The sequence below is a fragment of the Paenibacillus sp. JQZ6Y-1 genome, from assembly GCF_040719145.1.
GTDB classification, from domain to species: Bacteria; Bacillota; Bacilli; order Paenibacillales; family Paenibacillaceae; genus Saccharibacillus; species Saccharibacillus kandeliae.
Map to the genome: position 1 here is coordinate 36,950 of NZ_JBFDUZ010000009.1, position 20,430 is coordinate 57,379.

Genomic DNA, 20,430 nt, shown 5'->3' on the forward strand with positions numbered 1-20,430 from the left:
TTTTGCATAACCCTGACAATATCTGTTATTGTGCTCTGGCATCTATTGAGAACGCCAGACAGGCTATGGTAAAATAATTTAAGTGTCTTGAGAGGAGGTAGGGGATGAATCGGTTCATCCGGAATTCTGGTTTCTATTTAATACTTTTCTTAGTCGTGGTGGGCATCGTCCGTTACGTAAGTGACGGAAGCGAAACTACCGATAATCCAAGATATGACCAGCTCAAAGCAGCACTTGCCGCCGGTAATGTGGCATCGGTGACGATTCAATTCGACAACTATGCTTACCTGGTAACCGGGGAATACAAAACGCAACCTGCTGATGCAAAATCCAAGCAGTTTACAAGCTATATCCCTGCCACCGATACAGCGGTGAACGAGATTAACTCCGCTATTGACGGTTCAGGGACGCAGGTGACTGTGAAGCCGATGGAAGGCGACAGTATTTGGTTGTCCTTTATCACTTCCATGATCCCGCTCGTGATTATGTTTATCCTCTTCTTCTTCCTGTTCAATCAGGCGCAGGGTGGCGGCGGCAAAGTGATGAACTTTGGTAAGAGCCGTGCACGTCTGTATAACGAAGAAAAGAAAAAGATTACATTCGAGGACGTGGCTGGTGCAGACGAGGAGAAACAAGAACTCGTCGAGGTCGTGGACTTCCTCAAAGATCCGCGTAAATTTAACACGGTCGGAGCGCGCATTCCAAAAGGCGTTCTGCTCGTCGGTCCTCCGGGTACCGGTAAAACCCTCCTTGCCCGTGCAGTAGCCGGGGAAGCGGGTGTGCCGTTCTTTAGCATCTCCGGTTCTGACTTCGTCGAAATGTTCGTCGGTGTCGGTGCATCCCGTGTACGTGACTTGTTTGAAAATGCCAAGAAAAATGCACCTTGTATTATCTTTATCGACGAGATTGACGCCGTAGGTCGTCAACGTGGCGCCGGTCTTGGCGGCGGACACGATGAGCGTGAGCAAACGCTCAACCAATTGCTCGTTGAGATGGATGGATTTGGCGCCAACGAAGGTATTATCATCGTGGCTGCAACCAACCGTCCAGATATTCTGGACCCTGCATTGCTGCGTCCAGGTCGTTTTGACCGTCAAATTACAGTTGACCGTCCTGATGTTAAGGGTCGTGAAGCGGTGCTCAAAGTTCACGCTCGCAATAAGCCGTTGACGAAGGACGTCAAACTCGATATTATCGCGAAGCGTACAACAGGCTTTACTGGAGCCGATCTGGAAAACCTGCTGAACGAAGCGGCATTGCTGGCTGCACGCCGTAATCGCCGTGACATCTCGATGACTGAGGTGGATGAAGCGATTGACCGTGTTATTGTAGGTACGGAGAAACGCAGCCGTGTTATCAGCGACCGCGAGAAACGTATTGTTGCTTACCATGAAGCGGGTCACACCGTTGTCGGCTACTTCTTGGAACATGCCGATATGGTACACAAAGTAACGATCGTACCGCGTGGACGCGCTGGCGGCTACGTAATCATGATGCCGAAGGAAGACCGTACACTCGTTACTAAACAGGAGCTGCTGGATAAAGTTACTGGTCTCCTTGGCGGACGCGTGGCGGAAGAACTGTACATTGGTGAAATTGGTACTGGTGCTTACAGTGACTTCCAACAGGCAACAAGCATCGTGCGCAGCATGATCGTGGAGTACGGTATGAGTGAGAAGCTTGGACCGATGCAATTCGGCAATTCGCAAGGTCAAGTATTCTTAGGTCGCGACTTCGGTCACGAGCAGAATTACAGTGATGCGATTGCTTATGAGATTGATCAGGAGATGAACCGTTTTATTACGGAATCGTACGAGCGTTGCCGCGAATTGCTGCAAAAGCATTCTCGCGAAATGCACCTGATCGCTCAAACGCTGCTTGAAGTGGAAACACTGGACTTCGAACAGATCAAACATCTGATTGAAAATGGCTCGCTGGAAGGTTTCGGCGAAGGCACATCCGGTGGCAACAATGATGGTACACCGACAGAAACCGGTGAACCAACCTTCGACAGCATCGGCGATTCCAAAGTTCGTCTGGAGAAAGATGATACACCTTCTTCCGCTCCGGAAGCAGGCGGTAACATCCCGAATAATCCAAATGACGATTCTGGCGATAACCGTGGTCCGGGTGGCGGCACACCGACGATCTAATCCATCGTACGTAACCGTATCTGAACCAATCCACATGTAACATCAAAAATAGCAACATCCCATAGGAATAGCAAAAGCCCGAAGATCCTAGATCTTCGGGCTTTTTGTTTGTAGCGAAAAGCCAGATATAGCAAAAGTTCAAGATTTTGAGATTGACAACCATACGCTTCATTGTGTACAGTATTGGGGAAGTTGATCACAATTTGGACACATTCTGCAGTGGAGTACGCAATTTTTTTCACAATGTCATCTACAGATTCGCAGACTTTTTCATTCAGATGGAATGGATTAGATGTTAGATGAAGCTAACAACGAATATTCGCGTTATAGCTAGAAATAGCATCATTCGTTGGAAAGCAGAATATACGAACTCCAATCTATGTATTCAACTTCAGGGAGTAGTAGACGACTTAGATTGTGAAAATTATTTCAAAAAATGTGAAAAAAATTTCAAACTACTAGGGAGATGACATGATGGAAGCATTGGCACTGGAAAAGAAAGCGGAACGCGATGCGGAGCTGCGGGAACGTTTGATTCAGCTAAAAAAGGAACGCAATGCGATTATTCTTGCTCATTATTATCAGCGCGACGAGATTCAGGAAGTTGCTGATTTTCGCGGTGATTCGTTTTTGCTCGCTCAAAAGGCAGCCCAGACGGATGCCGATACGATTGTATTTTGCGGTGTTCATTTCATGGGAGAGAGCGCTAAGATTCTCGCGCCTAACAAAACGGTCATCATCCCTGACGAGCGTGCTGGCTGCCCGATGGCAGATATGGTCAATGTAGATGGATTGCGCAAATTAAAAGCCCAGCATCCCAACGCTAAGGTTGTCACGTACATCAACTCCTCTGCAGATGTAAAAGCAGAAACAGATATTTGCTGCACCTCTGCTAATGCCGTCAAAGTGATCCAATCGGTCGATTCCGACGAGATCATCTGGGTGCCGGATAAGAATCTTGGTCATTACGTCCAGCAGCATACCGACAAGAAGATGATTATCTGGGAAGGATATTGCAATACCCACGATATGCTGACCGTGAAGGATGTCTTTGAAATGAAAGCCAAATATCCGAACGCACAGTTTGTCGTGCATCCTGAATGCCGTCCTGAAGTGGTAGCATTGGGTGATTTTGTCGGCAGTACAACCGCGATTATCAAATATTGCCGCGAATCGAACGTACAGGAATTTATCGTTGGCACCGAAGACGGTACTGGCTATCAACTGCGCAAGGACAGCCCCGACAAGCAGTTTCATTTTGCCAGTAAATATCTCGTCTGTCCGAATATGAAGGTCAACAATCTGAAAAAGCTAGTAAACTGCCTCGAAACGATGAAGCCACAAATTTATGTGCCGCCTGCTGTTGCGGATCGTGCACGCGTATCGTTGGAGCGGATGCTGGAAGTCTCGTCTTCGTAATGTATACCTTATCTTTATCTTGTTGATTGGTGAATATACTCTATTGGTCATACAGGTGCAAATGACTGCGCGAATATGCAGACAGATGCCATGATGGCAGAATGGAAAGGCAGGCGAACACAGAGATGCAGCAATCAAGATTTACTGTATCTACAAGTCATGATCGCGAGGATACCGTCTATACCGATGTGCTCGTTATCGGCACAGGCATTGCTGGTTTGTTTACAGCTCTGGCAGCAAGTGAACACAAGAACGTGCTATTAATCACAAAGGATGTACTGCTGGAAAGCAATACGCGTTATGCGCAAGGTGGCATTGCTGCGGTGATGGCGCAGGACGATTCGCCTCATTTTCACCGTGAGGATACTCTGTTGGCAGGTGCAGGATTGTGTGAACAGCATGCGGTAAATGTACTGGTGCAGGAAGGACCAGAGCGAGTACAGGAGCTGATTATGCTAGGGACGGCATTTGATACGTTGGATGGCAAGCTGGAGCTGACACGCGAAGGAGCGCACAGTCACCGCCGTATTCTGCATGCCAATGGCGATTCGACAGGACATGAGATTGTACGGGCGCTCTCAAGACAGGTACAGGAGAACGAAAGAATCGAGGTATGGGAGCGACACAGCACGGTAGAGCTACTGATACAGGATGAGCAATGTATCGGAGCCGTGATTCGTCAGCCAGATGGTCATGTGCTGCAAGTACTGTCGCAGGCGACTGTCCTGTGTACGGGTGGCAGCGGGCAACTGTATGAGCATACAACCAATCCAGAGGTGGCAACTGCGGATGGCATTGCGATTGCTTACCGGGCAGGTGCACAGCTGCGGGATATGGAGTTTATTCAGTTTCATCCGACTGCGCTTTGTTATCCGGGTGCACCGCGTTTTCTAATCTCAGAGGCGGTACGTGGGGAAGGCGCTATATTGCGCAACCGGAATGGTGAAGCCTTTATGCCGAATTATCATCCGCTGGGTGATCTGGCACCGCGCGATATTGTATCGCGGGCGATTGTGAGCGAGATGGAGCGTGATGGCAGTACGTTTGTGTATCTGGATATTACGCATGAATCGGAGCAGCAGCTACAACATCGCTTTCCGACCATTTACGAAACTTGTCTGCGGTATGGGCTGAATCTGGCAGAGGATTGGATTCCCGTTTCTCCGGCAGCGCATTATATGATGGGCGGAATTCGTACGGATGATAACGGTGAGAGCAGCATTGCGCGCTTGTTTGCCTGCGGTGAGGTTTCGTCTACTGGCATTCATGGAGCGAATCGACTGGCGAGCAATTCGCTATCTGAGGCTGTCGTGTATGGTCGCCGAATTGCGCAGCGGATTATGCAATTGCCGCTACGAAATATGACAGATAACGAGTCGTTATATTCTGACCCTTTAAATGTAAATAAATTCACAATCTCAAACGCATTTTCTAGATTATCTGCAGTATCCTTATCATCTACATGTTCCCAATCATCAACACTATTAACATCATCAGAACTATCCGTATCAGCCATACAGTCGGTGTTTGCGGGATCATCATCAGCAACCCTTTCCTCTGCGCCGTCATCTGTCATGCAATCGCAATTGCTGGATTTGCGTCTTGCGCTGCGACGTTGCATGACGATGTATGCAGGGATTCGTCGTACAGCAGACGGACTGCAACAAGGGTTAGATCAGTTACAGCATATCCAGCGTCAGTATGATGCACTTCCGGGCTATACTGTTGCGATGGATCGCGAGCATGACGAGCTGGGCAATATGCTGCTGGTTGGACGATTGATTATGCTGGCGGCGCTTCAGCGAGAGGAGAGCCGTGGTGGGCATTATCGGGATGATTTTCCAGAGCGGGATGATATAAATTGGCATAAGCATACGATTCAGCATCGACAATACGGACTGAGTGAGGAGAAGATTAGTCATGTTTAACGGATATCAGGAGCAGCTGGATACATGGATCAGACATTGGCTACAGGAGGATGTGGGCGCAGGGGATGTGACCACATCTGTAACCGTACCACAAGGGCATACGAGCCGAGCAGTTATTCATGCGAAGCAGGATGGTATTCTGGCAGGACTACCGGTAGCGGAGCGCGTATTTGCCATTGTTGATCCCGAGCTGCATGTTCACGCCGTGGCAACCGAGGGGCAATCGCTGCAAAAAGGTGATATTATAGCAGAAGTGGAAGGCAGTACCCATTCTCTGCTAACGGGCGAGCGCTTGGCGCTGAATTTGCTGCAACGAATGTCTGGTATAGCGACGGGAACAGCGGAGTATGTTCAGCGCATACACGGCTTGCCGGTACGGCTGGTAGATACGCGCAAGACAACACCCGGTCATCGGATGCTGGAAAAGTATGCTGTCCGAGTCGGTGGCGGAGCGAATCATCGCTTTGGACTGTACGATGCAGTGATGATCAAGGATAATCATATCAAGGCTGCTGGTGGCATTACGCCAGCTGTACAATCTGCACGTGCCGCCATTCCGCATACGATGACCATCGAAGTGGAAACGGAGTCCATATCCCAAGTGAAGGAAGCGCTGGATAGCGGCGCTGATATTATTATGCTGGACAATATGGACATTCCGCTCATGCACGAAGCGGTACAGCTGATTCGCAGCCGCAGTCCGCATGTGAAGATTGAGGCATCCGGTAATGTCTCGCTGGATACCATTCGAGCATTGGCAGAAACGGGTATGGATATTATATCGGTCGGGCGACTAACCTATTCGTTTCACAATCTGGATATTAGCCTTGACCTTGGAGCCAAAAAGAAGGAGTGACCCTCATTGATACTGGTGATTGATATTGGGAATACGAATATCGTATTCGGCATTTATAAAGGAGAGACCTTGCTGCATCATTTTCGTATCCATACCAATCGCCAGGCGACACCGGACGAATATGGCGTGACGGTTCATCAGCTGTTTCAGATGTCCGGCATTGCCACGCAGGCACTGGAAGGCATTATCATATCATCAGTGGTGCCGCCGATTATGCATACGCTGGAAGAGATGTGTGAAAAGTATTTGCATCATACGCCTATGATTGTAGGTCCGGGTATTCGCACCGGATTGAATTTGCGTTATGAGAATCCACGTGAGGTAGGAGCCGACCGGATTGCTAATGCGGTTGCGGCGATTGCCATTTATGGTAGCCCCGTGATTGTCGTCGATTTTGGCACAGCAACGACGTTTGATTGCATTGACAGTCAGGCGAATTATTTGGGCGGGGCGATTGTACCGGGGATTGGTATTTCTACCGAAGCGCTGTATCAGCGTGCCTCCAAGCTGCCGAATATCGAGCTAGAGAAGCCGCGTAAGGTGATTGGACGCAATACGATTCATGCCATGCAGTCCGGTATTATTTTCGGATATGCTGGTCAGGTCGATGGCATTGTGAAACGCATTCGCGAGGAGTTAGGCGAGCATGCGCGCGTCGTAGCGACTGGCGGACAGGCAGAGCTGATTGCGAGTGAAACGGATACTATTGACGAGGTGAATCTTCTGCTGACGTTGGAAGGTTTGCGTTTGATCTATGAGCGGAATCGCCTATCTGGAAAAGCCAATGCTCGCACAGATGGATCATCCTTTTCCTAATTGAATACGTTCAAAGCCGACAGGCAGCACAAAACTTTTGACGTGTACGCAACGTCACTTTAAAATATAAAGTGCTGAACCTGTGCGGCTTTTTTTGCAGCCGTCTTGTAATGACGTTACAATAATAGGGTAATGTGCCATACAATCATCCATACATCCTTAATGAACAACAGGATCAAGCGACGCATAATTGAGAGGAGTTTTATATAGATGGAACAACAACACAAATCGGATCGTCTGATCCGTGGTATCGCTCTAGGTGGTAAGATTCGTGCTTTTGCTATTCGCTCGACGGAGCTGGTTGAGGAGCTGCGCCGTAGACATGACACGTGGCCAACCGCTACCGCTGCACTGGGACGTACACTGAGTACTGCTGCTATGATGGGTGCAATGCTCAAAGGCGAGGAGAAATTAACGCTTCAAGTCAAAGGGAACGGACCGCTCGGACAGATTGTAACTGATGCCAATGCCAAAGGTGAGGTTCGCGGCTACGTGGACAATCCGCATGTTCATCTGCCAAGCAATGCGATGGGCAAACTTGATGTGGCAGGCGCAGTAGGTACCGAAGGCTTTGTTTATGTAATTAAAGATCTCGGTCTCAAAGAACCGTATCGTGGTAGCGTGCCGATCGTATCGGGCGAGCTGGGCGAAGATTTTACGTATTATTTTGCTACATCAGAGCAGACTCCATCTGCGGTCGGCGTAGGTGTACTGGTGAATACCGACAACTCCGTTATTGTAGCAGGCGGATTCATTATTCAATTGCTGCCGGGTCTGAACGATGCCGAGATTGATTCTATCGAAAAGGCATTGTCCACTTTGCCACCAGTAACGACATTGCTGGAGCAAGGACTAGAGCTGGAAGACATGCTGCGCAAGATTTTGCCGGACGTGGAAATTATGGATCAGATGGACATCGTGTTCAACTGCGCTTGCTCGCGTGAACGGGTTGAGCAGACACTGGTTAGTTTGGGCGAATACGAATTGACACAACTGATCGAGGAAGACGGTCAAGCGGAAGTGGTTTGCCATTTCTGTAACGAGAAGTATCAGTTCAATCGTGAGGATCTGGAACAGATTCTGGCTGAAGCCAAAAGCTAAAGGAAGACAAGACATATGACGAAGGGCAGATCACCAATATGGACAGCCGTCATGGTCTTGATCATAGTCATCATTATGCTGCTCGGAGCCTTTTGGGTCATCCGGGCAGTTCAGCATTCTGGCGGTGACGGCGCAGCAGTAGCAGTCGTGGATAATCAAGAGATCAGCGAGGACCAGTGGGTTGCAGAGCTGAAGAAGCGTTACGGTCAGGAGATTCTGACCCAGATGATGAATCGGAAAGCGGTGCAGTTGGAAGCACAAGCGCTACACATCGAGGTAAGTCAGCAGGAGATCGATGATAGCTTGCAGGAGCAGATTAGCGGCTACGAGTCGCCCGCTGCCTTTTACAAGGAGATGAGCAGTCAGTTCGGATTGAGTCAGCAGGACTTGCAGGACGAGGCGCTGTATCAGATTCAATTGGAAAAGATTGCGACAGCTAGCATCGACGTGACTGATGAGCAGATCGACAGCTATTTGCAGCAGCATGACCAGCAGAATAGCCAGCAGCGTCAGTATGAGCTGGCATGGATCAAAACAGAGACCGAAGAGCAGGCAAACGAAGCCGTGCAGCGGATTGAACATGGCGAGGACTTTGGTGATGTTGCCGGACAGCTATCCACCGATTCCTTTTCCGCTTCCAATGGCGGCGAATTGGGCTGGATCGACGACGATGACCCGTTTCAACCCGCAGCGATGATGAAGGTCGTTGCAACGATGAACAAAGGGGATATCGTAGGTCCGATCAAGCTGGAGGATGGCGGATATGCCGTTGTGCATATGCTGGATATTCGGTTGCCACAAACGTCCAAGCTGGAGGTCAGCCGCGAAACGGCTCGCCGCAAAATTGCACTGGAACGTGCTCGTCCGTTGACCGAAATCGAGCAGCAGTTACGTAAAAAGTACAATGCCTATATTTTATCCGCGAATCCGCAGGAATAAGGAACATAACATTGACAATGATGTTTCATATTGGTACTATTAAGTCATATTAATACCTACCAATTTACTCGGATTAGCGTAGTTTACACATACAGGGTGCAATACCCACTGCTACGTTCCATTATTTGAAGGAGGGCAACAGGCATGGCAAAAGTCGTAAATAACGTGACAGAATTGATCGGAGGAACTCCACTCGTTCGTTTGAACCGTTTAGTTCCAGAAGATAGCGCAGAAATCTATCTGAAGCTGGAATACCAGAATCCGGGTTCCAGTGTAAAAGACCGCATTGCAATCAGCATTGTGGATGAAGCGGAAAAACAAGGACTGCTGAAACCGGGTGGTACGATCGTTGAAGCAACCAGCGGTAATACCGGTATCGGTCTGGCAATGGTCGCAGCAGCCAAAGGCTACAAATGCGTGATCGTTATGCCAGAAACGATGAGCTTGGAGCGTCGCAACCTGCTGCGTGCCTACGGTGCTGAACTGGTGCTGACTCCGGGATCGGAAGGTATGAACGGTGCGGTCAAAAAAGCAGAAAGTATTCTGAAAGAAAACCCAGAATATTTTATGGCTGAGCAATTCAAAAATAAAGCCAATGTCAAAATCCACCGCGAAACAACAGGTCCAGAGATCGTGGAAGCGATTGAATCGATCGGTGGTTCGCTGGATGCGTTTATCGCAGGTATCGGTACAGGTGGTACGATTACAGGTGCAGGTGAAGTACTCAAAGAGCGCTACCCTGACATGAAAATCTACGCCGTAGAACCAGCCGCTTCGCCCATTTTGGCAGGTGGACAGCCCGGCCCTCACAAAATTCAAGGGATCGGTGCCAACTTCATTCCAGAAATTCTCAACCGTGATATTTACGACGAGATCATCCACATTGAGAATGAAGAAGCATTTGAAACGGCGCGTCGTGTAGCCAAAGAAGAGGGCGTACTGTCCGGTATTTCTTCCGGTGCTGTCGTACATGCCGCGCTGAAAGTAGCCAAAGAACTGGGCAAAGGCAAGCGCATCGTCGTGATTATCCCAAGTAACGGCGAACGCTACCTGAGTACACCGCTGTACAACTTTGAATCGTAATTCCTTTTCCTACATGTGACCGCATATCAGAATGGAGCCGTAGGTTCCTCTGAGAAGGGTGTATAGAGAGCCTCTGCTATTCGGTGTCTGTTGACCCGGAGCGGAGGCTTTTCCTATAATGTAGAGCATTTTCCTTTGGCATATTTCATAGTTCATACAAAGCACTAACTGGAGCTATATCGCTGGCGTAGCGCATAGTATGCAGACTTCATCTGTTCTTTACTCGCCTTGCCCTTCTCAAGTCCGCTGCGCTTTAGTATACTAACGACTAACTACAGATGATCAGCTTGGAGGAACTACGTTTGACCAGAGGATGTATATCGTTACAGCAGTGGCAGGCATGGAGCGAAGAAGGCTACAACCAGCTACCTTATATTTTGCGTGTACCACTGTCGGGACAGCTATTGCCGGAGAGCTGGGAAGTGCTATGGAGTGAGCAGTTTCCGCATTCCGTCTTGCTGGAAAATGGCAAAAGCGGACGTTACAGCTATATTGGCGTGCAGCCGGTAGAATACCTGAGCGGCGATCTAACGGCAGGTCATTCGTCTTACCAGCCATCACCGGATCATGGTACTGACGAAGGTAGCGAATATATAGGCAAACCACTAGATGTATTGCGGCAATGGATGTCTCGTTATCGCGCACCACGGATCAAGAACATGCCCCCTTTTATCGGCGGGATTGCTGGATTTCTCAGCTACGATGTAGCACGCTCACTGGAACGCTTGCCCCATCGATTATCCAATGAGCTGGGTGTACCGGAATATGTATGGCTTCGCTTTGATCAATTATGGGTGGTGGATCATCAGGAGCGTCTGTTATATTGCTGTGTGCATACACCTATGGTAACAAACGAAGACACTCATGCTGCCCAAAACGCGACTCATATTGCCACCGACACCTCAGATACGTTATCCGATCTGGAACAGGCATATACACATGCGACCCATGCTGCTGCCCAGATGGCGGAGCAGTGGCAACAATGGCTGGATCAGGCGGCAGCTCGACAAGACGTTTTGGCTCGGCAGACCTTTTTGCAGCAGCATTCACCAGCCACCGCCGACTCGCGCACGGATGCGTATGGATTTACGACAGGCTTTCAACAACCAGAGTTTGAGCAGGCGGTTCGTTCGGTACAGCACTATATTCGCCAAGGCGATGTATTTCAGGTGAATCTGTCCCTACGCAGTCAGCGTACTATCGCCAGCACACCGGAAAGTATCTATGAATGGTTGCGTCTTACCAATCCTTCGCCCTATATGGGATTGCTGCGTCTGCCTGGTTTCCAGCTAGTATCAGCTTCGCCTGAACTGCTGGTATCTGTTATTGCTGGTTCTGTGTCTGCCCGTCCGATCGCTGGCACACGCCGCCGTGGAACTACAGAACAAGAAGACCTTGCTATGGAACGCGAATTGCTGCATACCGAAAAGGAGCGCGCCGAGCATATTATGCTGGTCGATTTGCAGCGTAATGATCTAGGGCGCATTGCCCGTTATGGCACGGTACGTGTACCGGAGCTGATGACGATTGAGCGGTATTCTCATGTGATGCACCTCGTCTCTGGGGTAACCGCAGAACTGGCAGACGACAAGGATGTCTATGATGTGATTGCAGCCACGTTTCCGGGTGGTACAATTACAGGTGCGCCGAAGATTCGTACGATGGAGATCATCGAGGAATTGGAGCAGACTCGGCGCGGAGCGTACACCGGCTCAATGGGCTGGATTGACTATAATGGTAATATGGAATTAAATATTATTATCCGAACATTAACCGTCCAAGATCAAATCGCTTATATGCAGGCAGGAGCCGGAATCGTCATTGATTCGGTCCCTTACCGCGAATATCGTGAATGTTTTAATAAATCAAGAGCGCTGGCACGAGCGGTCATGCTGAGTGAACAGTATGATCAAGCCAAGCAGCAAAGGGAGGATTTATCATGATACTTGTAATTGATAACTATGATTCCTTTACGTACAATCTGGTGCAATACCTAGGCGAGCTTGGCGAGGAAGTAGTCGTTCGCCGTAACGATGAGATCGATATGGAAGGCATTCGCGCACTGGCACCGGATCATATTCTGCTGTCGCCGGGACCATGTACGCCGAACGAAGCAGGCGTGACGATTGATGTGATCCAGACCTTCAAAGGCGAGATTCCGATCTTCGGCGTTTGTCTAGGTCATCAGGCGATTGGTCAGGCGTTTGGCGGCAATGTTATTCGCGCGGAGCGTCTCATGCACGGCAAGACATCACCGATTCTGCACGAATCCCATTCCGTATTTGAAAATCTACCATCCCCATTCACTGCCACCCGCTATCATTCCTTGATCGTGGAGCGTGAAAGTCTGCCGGATTGCTTGGAAATTACTGCTGAGACAGCGGAAGGCGAGATCATGGGTCTGCGTCACAAGGAATATCAGGTGGAGGGCGTACAATTCCATCCAGAGTCCATTGTTACAGATCACGGTCATACCATTCTGCGTAACTTCCTGAGCCGCAAAGTGGACAAGCCTGCCAGCGTATGAATAACGTCAGTTTAAATGGTGTGATTACACCAATCGAGCAAGCCGTGGTTTCCGTCATGGATCACGGCTTCTTGTATGGAATGGGACTATTCGAGACGTTCCGTACGTATAACGGACGTCCTTTTTTATTGGAAAAGCATAGCCAGCGCCTGCAAGCAGGCTGCCAGTCACTTGGCATACAATGGAACGAGACAACAGAACACATCAACCAGCAGATTACTGCATTGATGCAAGCCAATGAGTTGTCCGAAGCGTATATCCGCTATACTGTCTCCGCAGGCGAAGATATTCTCGGTCTACCATCTGGTCCTTATGAGCAGCCCACCATCGTCATCTACGCCAAGCCGCTGCCGTCCATCTTGCAAGGAAGCATAGAGCAGCGATTATCCGGCAAAAGCAAATCACTGCGCCGTCTGCACACCGTCCGCAACACACCGGAAGGCGACATTCGTCTCAAATCGTTGCATTACATGAACAGCATTCTCGGCAAACGCGAGCTGGCGCTGTATCATGATCAGCCATCCACCTCGGTCGAGGGGTTGATGCTGACCGCAGAAGGGCATATGGCAGAGGGCATCGTCAGCAATTTGTTTTTCCTACAGGATGACTGTCTGTATACTCCATCCGTCGATACGGGCATTTTGCCCGGGATCACGCGCAGCTTTGTGATCGAGCTAGCAGAGCAGTTAGATTTGCCTGTGGAAAAGGGGCTGTACAACTGGCAGCAGTTACAGCAAGCCGATGAGATTTTTATGACCAATTCGATTCAAGAGCTGGTGCCGATCACCCGACTGTTGGACGATGGTCACGAGATCACCGTATCCAACGGACAGCCGGGGCGATGGACGACGGCTTTCTATGAAGCTTATGAAAAGGAGGCTTGCCAATCGTGAAGCAGCCTGTACGATATACCCGCCATTATGATTTCGGCGTAGCCAATCTTACATTGGATCACACGACGAAGATCATGGGCATCTTGAATATTACGCCTGATTCCTTTTCCGATGGCGGTAGTTATACCTCTGTCGATACCGCACTACGGCATGCGACGCAGATGGCGGAAGAAGGGGCGCATATCATTGATATTGGCGGCGAATCGACCCGCCCCGGTCATGATCCGGTCTCTGCTCAGGAGGAGCTAGATCGCGTACTGCCTGTAATTGCCGCTCTCCATCGTGAATTACCGCAGCTTGTCCTCTCCATCGACACATACAAAGCCGAAGTCGCTCGCCAAGCACTGCAAGCTGGTGCTCATATCGTCAATGACGTCTGGGGCGGCATGGCGGATGAGCAGATGTTTGCTGTCGTGGCGGAATCCGGTTGCCCATACATTCTGATGCACAACCGATACGATCTGGACTATATCGATATCGCGGATGACATTTGCCACGATCTACAGCAGCGTATTGAGCTGGCACTACAAGCAGGCATTACTGCCAATCAGATTATTCTTGATCCCGGTATCGGTTTTGCCAAACATGCAGAGCATAATTTGGAACTGATGCGTCGTCTGGATGAGCTGCATGTGCTGAATTATCCAATACTGCTCGGTACATCCCGCAAACGATTTATCCGCTCCGTACTAGATGCGCCTGCAGACGATGTAGTCGAAGGCACAACAGCGACCACTGCCTTCGGCATTGCTCAAGGCTGCCAGATCGTTCGCGTACATGATGTACGTCCGAATGTGAAAATGGCAATGATGTGTGATGCTATGCTACAAGCCTAATGAATCCTACTATCCCCGAGGAGCTGAGCGTTATGGATAAAATGATATTGACCCGTATGGAATATTACGGCTACCACGGCGTATTTGAAGAAGAACGCAAGCTCGGTCAGCGCTTCTATGTCGATCTGGAGCTGGAGCTTGATCTATCCCGTGCTGGTCAAACCGACGATTTGGAGACAACGATCAATTACGCTGAGATTCATGAAAAAGTAAAACACGTTGTCGAAACCAAATCCTTCAAACTGATCGAAGCCCTTGCGGAATGTATTGCATCCACTTTGCTGGATGCTTATACTGGTGTACATGCACTGACCGTTGGAGTCACCAAGCCGCACCCGCCTTTTGATATTCATTTTCAGGGCGTGACTGTACAGCTGCGGCGTACACGAAAGTGAGCGTATGCAAGTGAGTAACTCGTTATCTTCCTCTGATCACTCAGAGGCTTATATTGCTTTGGGCGCCAATCTAGGCGAACGTGAGCAGACCTTGCACGAAGCCATTCAAATGCTGCACCAGCAGAGTGCGATTGACGTGCTGCGCTGCTCGGGTATTTATGAAACTGCGCCAGTCGGCTATATCGATCAGCCTGCGTTTTACAATATGGTGATTGCTGTTCGCACCACACTACAGCCCGAACAGCTGTTAGATGTAATGCTGGATATTGAGAACACACTTGGTCGTGTACGTGATATCCGCTGGGGTCCGCGTACGGTAGATTTGGACTTGCTGTGGATGAACGGCATAGCTATGGATACCGAACGACTGCAATTGCCGCATCCACGGATGTACGAGCGTGCCTTTGTGCTGGTGCCGCTGAAGGAGATTGTACAGCCACAGCATACGCCGCAATTAGCACAAGACGTTACCTCTGCGCTGCATCAGATTCAGGATCAGCAGCAGGACATTCAATACGTGCATGCGTATAAACCTGTCCTTTAGTTCAAATTTGTAATATATAATGTAGAAGAAGAAAAGTGCATATTGACGTAGCAAGCGATGCTTTTGTCGTTTCCATATCGTGTCGTCCCGTTTAGCGCAAGGAAAAAGGAGTGGATCATCCGATGTTAACAATCGGTGATATTCAATTAAAAAATCGCGTTGTGCTTGCCCCAATGGCAGGTGTCTGCAATCCGGCGTTTCGTCTGATCGCCAAGGAGTTTGGCACTGGTCTTGTTTGTGCCGAAATGGTGAGCGACAAAGCGATTCTGCATGGCAACAAACGCACCCATGAAATGCTGTTCGTCGACGAGCGTGAGAAGCCGATGAGCTTGCAAATTTTCGGCGGCGACCGTCATTCGCTCGTCGAAGCTGCCAAAGTAGTCGATCAGGACAGCAACGCCGACATTATCGACATCAACATGGGCTGCCCTGCCCCCAAAATCAATAAAATTGATGCTGGCGCACGCTGGCTGCTAGACCCGAACAAAATCAACGAAATGGTTGCCGCTGTCGTTGCCAACGTAAGCAAGCCAGTCACGGTCAAAATGCGCATCGGCTGGGATCACGATCATATTTACGTCATCGACAATGCCAAGGCAGTCGAAGCCGCAGGCGGCAAAGCGATCAGCCTGCATGCTCGTACTCGCCAGCAACTGTATACCGGTCAGGCAGACTGGTCTTATATCAAGCAGGCAAAAGAAGCCGTCTCCATCCCTGTCATCGGCAACGGCGATGTGATGACACCCGAAGATGCCAAGCGCATGCTTGATACGACTGGCTGCGATGGTGTGATGATCGGTCGCGGTGCACTGGGCAACCCGTGGATGCTATACCGCACCGTCGAATATCTCAAAACCGGTGAACTGCTGCCTGACCCAACAGCGGAGGAAAAGGTACGTATCGCCATCCTGCATATGGATCGTCTGATTCACCTCAAAGGTGAGATGGTAGCGATGAGAGAGATGCGTAAGCACCTATCTTGGTATTTAAAAGGGCTAAAAGGCTCCGCCAAAATCAAGGATTCCATTATGGAAGAAACGAAGCGTGATGAAATGGTGCGCATCCTGCATAACTTCTTGGAAAATCAGCCTAGTCTGGCAGGCTCTGCCGCCGACTTTGATGCGGTTCCATTTGTACAGGTACAATGCGCGACGCCTGCTTCGGTCTAACTACCGATCATTATATATTGGCATCATCAATAGCGGACTTTGTCATACGACGAAGTCCGCTTTTCTCATCTCTTGCACATGGATATGCAAATACATGAAATGACGCGCATAATTTGCTGTAATAAAGGCAGTTTTTTGTCGGTTTTTAGGTTCTTCCGGTGTGACCTGCCTTTTTGTTGACATTTCATTTTCATTCCAATATACTTTTGCAGTATAAATTTGCCTGAGTTAATGGTTGGATTTGATATAGCGAGTTTTTGAAAATTATTCACATGACAGGAGAATTGGTTAAGATGAGCGATAAAGAAGTCATTTTGACACAGGACGGTCTCAAGAAGCTGGAAGATGAACTCGAAAACCTCAAATCGGTCAAACGCCGCGAGGTAGCGGAGCGGATCAAAATCGCCATCGGATACGGAGATATCAGTGAGAACTCCGAATATGAAGATGCGAAGAACGAGCAGGCATTTATCGAAGGACGCATCATTACACTGGAGAAAATGCTGCGTAACGCACGCATTATCAACAGTGATGAGATTGATACAGATGCGGTAAGCATTGGTGCAACCGTTATCGTACAAGATATGGAATTTGGTGATACGATGGAATATGCCATTGTAGGTAGTGCCGAATCCGATCCTTCTCAAAACAAAATCTCCAACGAAAGCCCAGTGGGCAAAGCCATTCTTGGCAAAAAGCAGGGAACCGTTGTAGACGTTAACGTACCTGCTGGCGTTATTCAGTACAAAATTTTGGAAATCAAAAAATAATAATGGTGCTACACACCATGATCCATTCGTAAAAAGCTTCCCCCAGGGGAGCTTTTTTCTTGAAATTTGACTGAAATTCATGAAAATATCCCGTTTTACGGATTTCAGTTTCAGGTCAAATCAAGTAAACTATAACTATGTGCGTATAGGACCGATAACGATGATCATCATTATCGGTATTGTAAAAGCTGCGTCGTATCTTATTGTAAAGCTATTTATTGAAGGAGTTGAATTTCAGCGATGTCTGATGAAACATTGAATCCCGGTCAAAACGAAGAGACCGTTATGAGCGAAAGCGAACTGAACGAAATGCTACAGGTGCGCCGTGCGAAGCTGGACGAGCTGCGCGGACTGGGTATTGACCCGTTCGGTAAAAAATATGTGCGTACGACCAATGCGGCAGAAGTGGTACACACCTACGATACACTGACCAAAGAAGAGCTAGAAGAAAAAGCGGTAACCGTAAGCCTGGCAGGTCGCATCATGACCAAACGTGGCATGGGTAAAGCTAGCTTTGCACATATTCAAGACTTGAGCGGACGTATCCAAATCTATGTGCGCAAAGATACTGTATCTGAAGCGCAATACGAAGCATTCAGCATTCTCGATCTGGGCGACATCGTTGGTGTCAAAGGTACCGTATTCAAAACCAAAACCGGCGAAATGTCGATCAAAGTGAAAGAGCTGGAAGTACTGACTAAGTCCCTGCTACCGTTGCCGGACAAATACCACGGCATCAAAGACGTCGAGCTGCGTTATCGTCAGCGTTACGTCGATCTGATCGTGAACCCAGAAGTACAGCATACCTTTATCACCCGCTCCCGCATCATCCAATCGATGCGCCGTTATCTGGACTCGCTCGGTTATCTGGAAGTGGAAACGCCAACCCTGCACAGCATCGCTGGCGGCGCGGCAGCCAAACCGTTTATCACTCACCACAATGCACTCGATATGCAGCTGTACATGCGTATCGCCATCGAGCTGCATCTGAAACGCCTGATCGTTGGCGGTCTGGAAAAAGTATACGAGATCGGACGCGTATATCGTAACGAAGGTATTTCCACTCGTCACAACCCAGAATTCACCATGATCGAGTTGTACGAAGCATATGCTGACTACAAAGACATCATGAGCCTGACTGAAAACTTGGTTGCGCATATCGCACAAGAAGTACTGGGCAGCACCGTGATTAACTATCAAGGTCAAGAAGTCGATCTGACTCCACAATGGCGTCGTGTATCTATGGTTGATGCTGTCAAAGAAGTCAAAGGTGTAGACTTCGGCGTACACATGAGCAACGAAGAAGCACATGCACTTGCCAAAGAACACGGTGTCAAAGTTGAGCCTCATATGACATTCGGTCATATTCTGAATGCCTTCTTTGAAGAGTTTGTAGAAGAAACACTGATCCAGCCGACATTCATTACTGGACATCCGGTAGAGATTTCCCCGCTGGCGAAGAAAAACGAAGAAGACCCACGCTTTACCGATCGCTTCGAGCTGTTTATCGTTGCGCGTGAACACGCAAACGCATTTACCGAGCTGAACGATCCAATCGACCAGCGCCAACGCTTCGAATCCCAGCTGGAAGAAAAAGCACAAGGTAACGACGAAGCTCACGAAATGGATGAAGACTTCCTGCGTGCACTGGAATACGGCATGCCACCAACAGGCGGACTTGGTATCGGCGTCGATCGCCTGATCATGCTGCTGACCAATGCCCCATCCATCCGCGACGTGCTGTTGTTCCCACACATGCGTAACCAGTCCGGCGAATAAGCCAGCCTATCTATCATGTGCAAGGCATAGCACGCTACATCGTATATTGCGTTGGCGACTGTTCATCAAACAGTTTTAGCTAAACGCTAAAACAGCTATCCTATAAACAGGAAAGCATACCATCAACAAAGTCTCTAAACGCGGTATACCAATACAATATGCCGCATACGAATACCACAAATCTCCAAACATAAAGAGGACATGACCCCACTCGGCGTTCATGTCCTCTTTGTGTTTTATACTCTATCTTTATCAATCAAGATTATGCCTGAGTAATCCTACTTACATATATAGATCAATACTCATCCAATCCAACCTTCACCATATCATCCCTGCAGAAATATAAATAAACCCAATCTTACAAAATTCAATATACTAAACGCAGAAGCAGAAGCAGAAGCAGAAGCAGAAGCAGAAGCAGAAGCAGAAGCAGAAGCAGAAGCAGAAGCAGAAGCAGAAGCAGAAGCAGAAGCAGAACACTAATACATTAGAGAGATCCAAAATGAAATTAGAACACCACGGCAACCTCACCACATTACACAATCATTAAGCCAACATCACCTCAATGCCAATGTCTTTAGAGACGGTATATGATCGCAAGCTACTAAAAGCATACCTTATAGACTCCAATACCATTTCCTGTTAGTAACCCATTCAACCAACACAACCAGCACCTAGGCATGAAGCATATGTAGATAGGCGATACTCCAATTGTTTATGTAATGCCATAGATCAATAATAGGGATACAGACTCCTTGTAAAGACTAGCTACATACTCATCTTGCTCTAGCTCTAGATAAGACAGATAAAACCGGGTACTGCAGATATCTCAACTTGATTCACAAAACACAAATCTTTAACATGCTAACATCATACTTACCTCATCAATGGGATTAGATTTCAATCTGATTTAACCTAGTGAAATATAAGCTGATTAAAATTACCTTTCACCCCATAAATAAAATTTATAAAAAAGCTTGTTTACTTTCAGAATATGTGGTATTCTATAAATCTAGCGCGTACGAGTTCGCTTGTCGCTGCTGGTTATCACCTGAATATGAGATTATACATCATAACAGCGCCGATAAACGGACTGAAAAACAACTTCAAAAAAAGTTGTTGACAGCTAGCTGAGAAGGTGATAAGATATAAGAGTTGCTGCGAGAGACACTGAGTGGCAACGAAAGAGCTTGATCTTTGAAAACTGAACAACGAGTGAGTG

The 20,430-nt window shown here is 48.5% G+C and carries 17 protein-coding genes; all 17 read left to right on the top strand.

The window, feature by feature from the left end; all coding sequences use genetic code 11:
- Nucleotides 1-104 precede the first annotated feature (104 nt).
- The 17 genes from ftsH to lysS all read left to right on the top strand — a co-directional run bounded on the left by ftsH (nt 105) and on the right by lysS (nt 19,208).
- Nucleotides 105-2,153: an ATP-dependent zinc metalloprotease FtsH gene (gene ftsH, locus ABXR35_RS23310; RefSeq protein WP_367064456.1), complete on the top strand. Its 2,049-nt coding sequence runs from the start codon at nt 105-107 to the stop codon at nt 2,151-2,153.
- Nucleotides 2,154-2,627: 474 nt separating this feature from the next.
- A complete protein-coding gene (nadA, locus tag ABXR35_RS23315; protein WP_367064476.1) occupies nt 2,628-3,572 on the top strand; it encodes a quinolinate synthase NadA in 945 nt (314 codons plus the stop codon).
- 125 nt (nt 3,573-3,697) lie between these two features.
- Entirely contained in the window at nt 3,698-5,500 is a 1,803-nt protein-coding gene (gene nadB / locus ABXR35_RS23320) for an L-aspartate oxidase (RefSeq protein ID WP_367064457.1), read from the top strand.
- On the top strand, nt 5,493-6,356 hold the full coding sequence (gene nadC / locus ABXR35_RS23325; protein WP_367064458.1) for a carboxylating nicotinate-nucleotide diphosphorylase: 864 nt from the start codon (nt 5,493-5,495) through the stop codon (nt 6,354-6,356). Before nadB ends, nadC begins: the two co-directional genes overlap by 8 nt.
- 6 nt (nt 6,357-6,362) lie before the next feature.
- A complete protein-coding gene (locus ABXR35_RS23330) occupies nt 6,363-7,172 on the top strand; it encodes a type III pantothenate kinase (RefSeq protein WP_367064459.1) in 810 nt (269 codons plus the stop codon).
- Nucleotides 7,173-7,382: 210 nt separating this feature from the next.
- Nucleotides 7,383-8,273: an Hsp33 family molecular chaperone HslO gene (hslO, locus tag ABXR35_RS23335; protein ID WP_367064461.1), complete on the top strand. Its 891-nt coding sequence runs from the start codon at nt 7,383-7,385 to the stop codon at nt 8,271-8,273.
- Between the two features lie 15 nt (nt 8,274-8,288).
- A complete protein-coding gene (locus ABXR35_RS23340; protein WP_367064462.1) occupies nt 8,289-9,212 on the top strand; it encodes a peptidylprolyl isomerase in 924 nt (307 codons plus the stop codon).
- A 144-nt stretch (nt 9,213-9,356) separates the two neighbouring features.
- On the top strand, nt 9,357-10,295 hold the full coding sequence (gene cysK / locus ABXR35_RS23345) for a cysteine synthase A (protein ID WP_367064463.1): 939 nt from the start codon (nt 9,357-9,359) through the stop codon (nt 10,293-10,295).
- A gap of 302 nt (nt 10,296-10,597) precedes the next feature.
- Entirely contained in the window at nt 10,598-12,238 is a 1,641-nt protein-coding gene (locus tag ABXR35_RS23350) for an anthranilate synthase component I family protein (protein WP_436669410.1), read from the top strand.
- Nucleotides 12,235-12,822 carry an aminodeoxychorismate/anthranilate synthase component II gene (pabA, locus tag ABXR35_RS23355; RefSeq protein ID WP_367064466.1) on the top strand — a complete coding sequence of 196 codons (588 nt, stop codon included), beginning with the start codon at nt 12,235-12,237 and terminating at the stop codon, nt 12,820-12,822. Before ABXR35_RS23350 ends, pabA begins: the two co-directional genes overlap by 4 nt.
- Entirely contained in the window at nt 12,819-13,715 is an 897-nt protein-coding gene (gene pabC / locus ABXR35_RS23360) for an aminodeoxychorismate lyase (RefSeq protein WP_367064467.1), read from the top strand. Before pabA ends, pabC begins: the two co-directional genes overlap by 4 nt.
- Entirely contained in the window at nt 13,712-14,551 is an 840-nt protein-coding gene (folP, locus tag ABXR35_RS23365) for a dihydropteroate synthase (protein ID WP_367064469.1), read from the top strand. Before pabC ends, folP begins: the two co-directional genes overlap by 4 nt.
- A 32-nt stretch (nt 14,552-14,583) precedes the next feature.
- Nucleotides 14,584-14,946 (top strand): dihydroneopterin aldolase, encoded by a 363-nt coding sequence (folB, locus tag ABXR35_RS23370; protein ID WP_367064470.1) that lies wholly within the window; start codon nt 14,584-14,586, stop codon nt 14,944-14,946.
- A gap of 10 nt (nt 14,947-14,956) precedes the next feature.
- Entirely contained in the window at nt 14,957-15,490 is a 534-nt protein-coding gene (gene folK / locus ABXR35_RS23375; RefSeq protein WP_367064471.1) for a 2-amino-4-hydroxy-6-hydroxymethyldihydropteridine diphosphokinase, read from the top strand.
- A 122-nt stretch (nt 15,491-15,612) separates the two neighbouring features.
- Complete coding sequence (gene dusB / locus ABXR35_RS23380) at nt 15,613-16,659, top strand: tRNA dihydrouridine synthase DusB (RefSeq protein WP_367064472.1); 1,047 nt, start codon at nt 15,613-15,615, stop codon at nt 16,657-16,659.
- A 293-nt stretch (nt 16,660-16,952) separates the two neighbouring features.
- Nucleotides 16,953-17,429, top strand: coding sequence for a transcription elongation factor GreA (gene greA / locus ABXR35_RS23385; protein ID WP_367064473.1), 477 nt, complete (start codon nt 16,953-16,955; stop codon nt 17,427-17,429).
- A 240-nt stretch (nt 17,430-17,669) separates the two neighbouring features.
- The gene (lysS, locus tag ABXR35_RS23390; RefSeq protein WP_367064474.1) at nt 17,670-19,208 is read left to right on the top strand and encodes a lysine--tRNA ligase; all 1,539 of its coding nucleotides are present in this window, start codon (nt 17,670-17,672) and stop codon (nt 19,206-19,208) included.
- Nucleotides 19,209-20,430 lie beyond the last annotated feature (1,222 nt).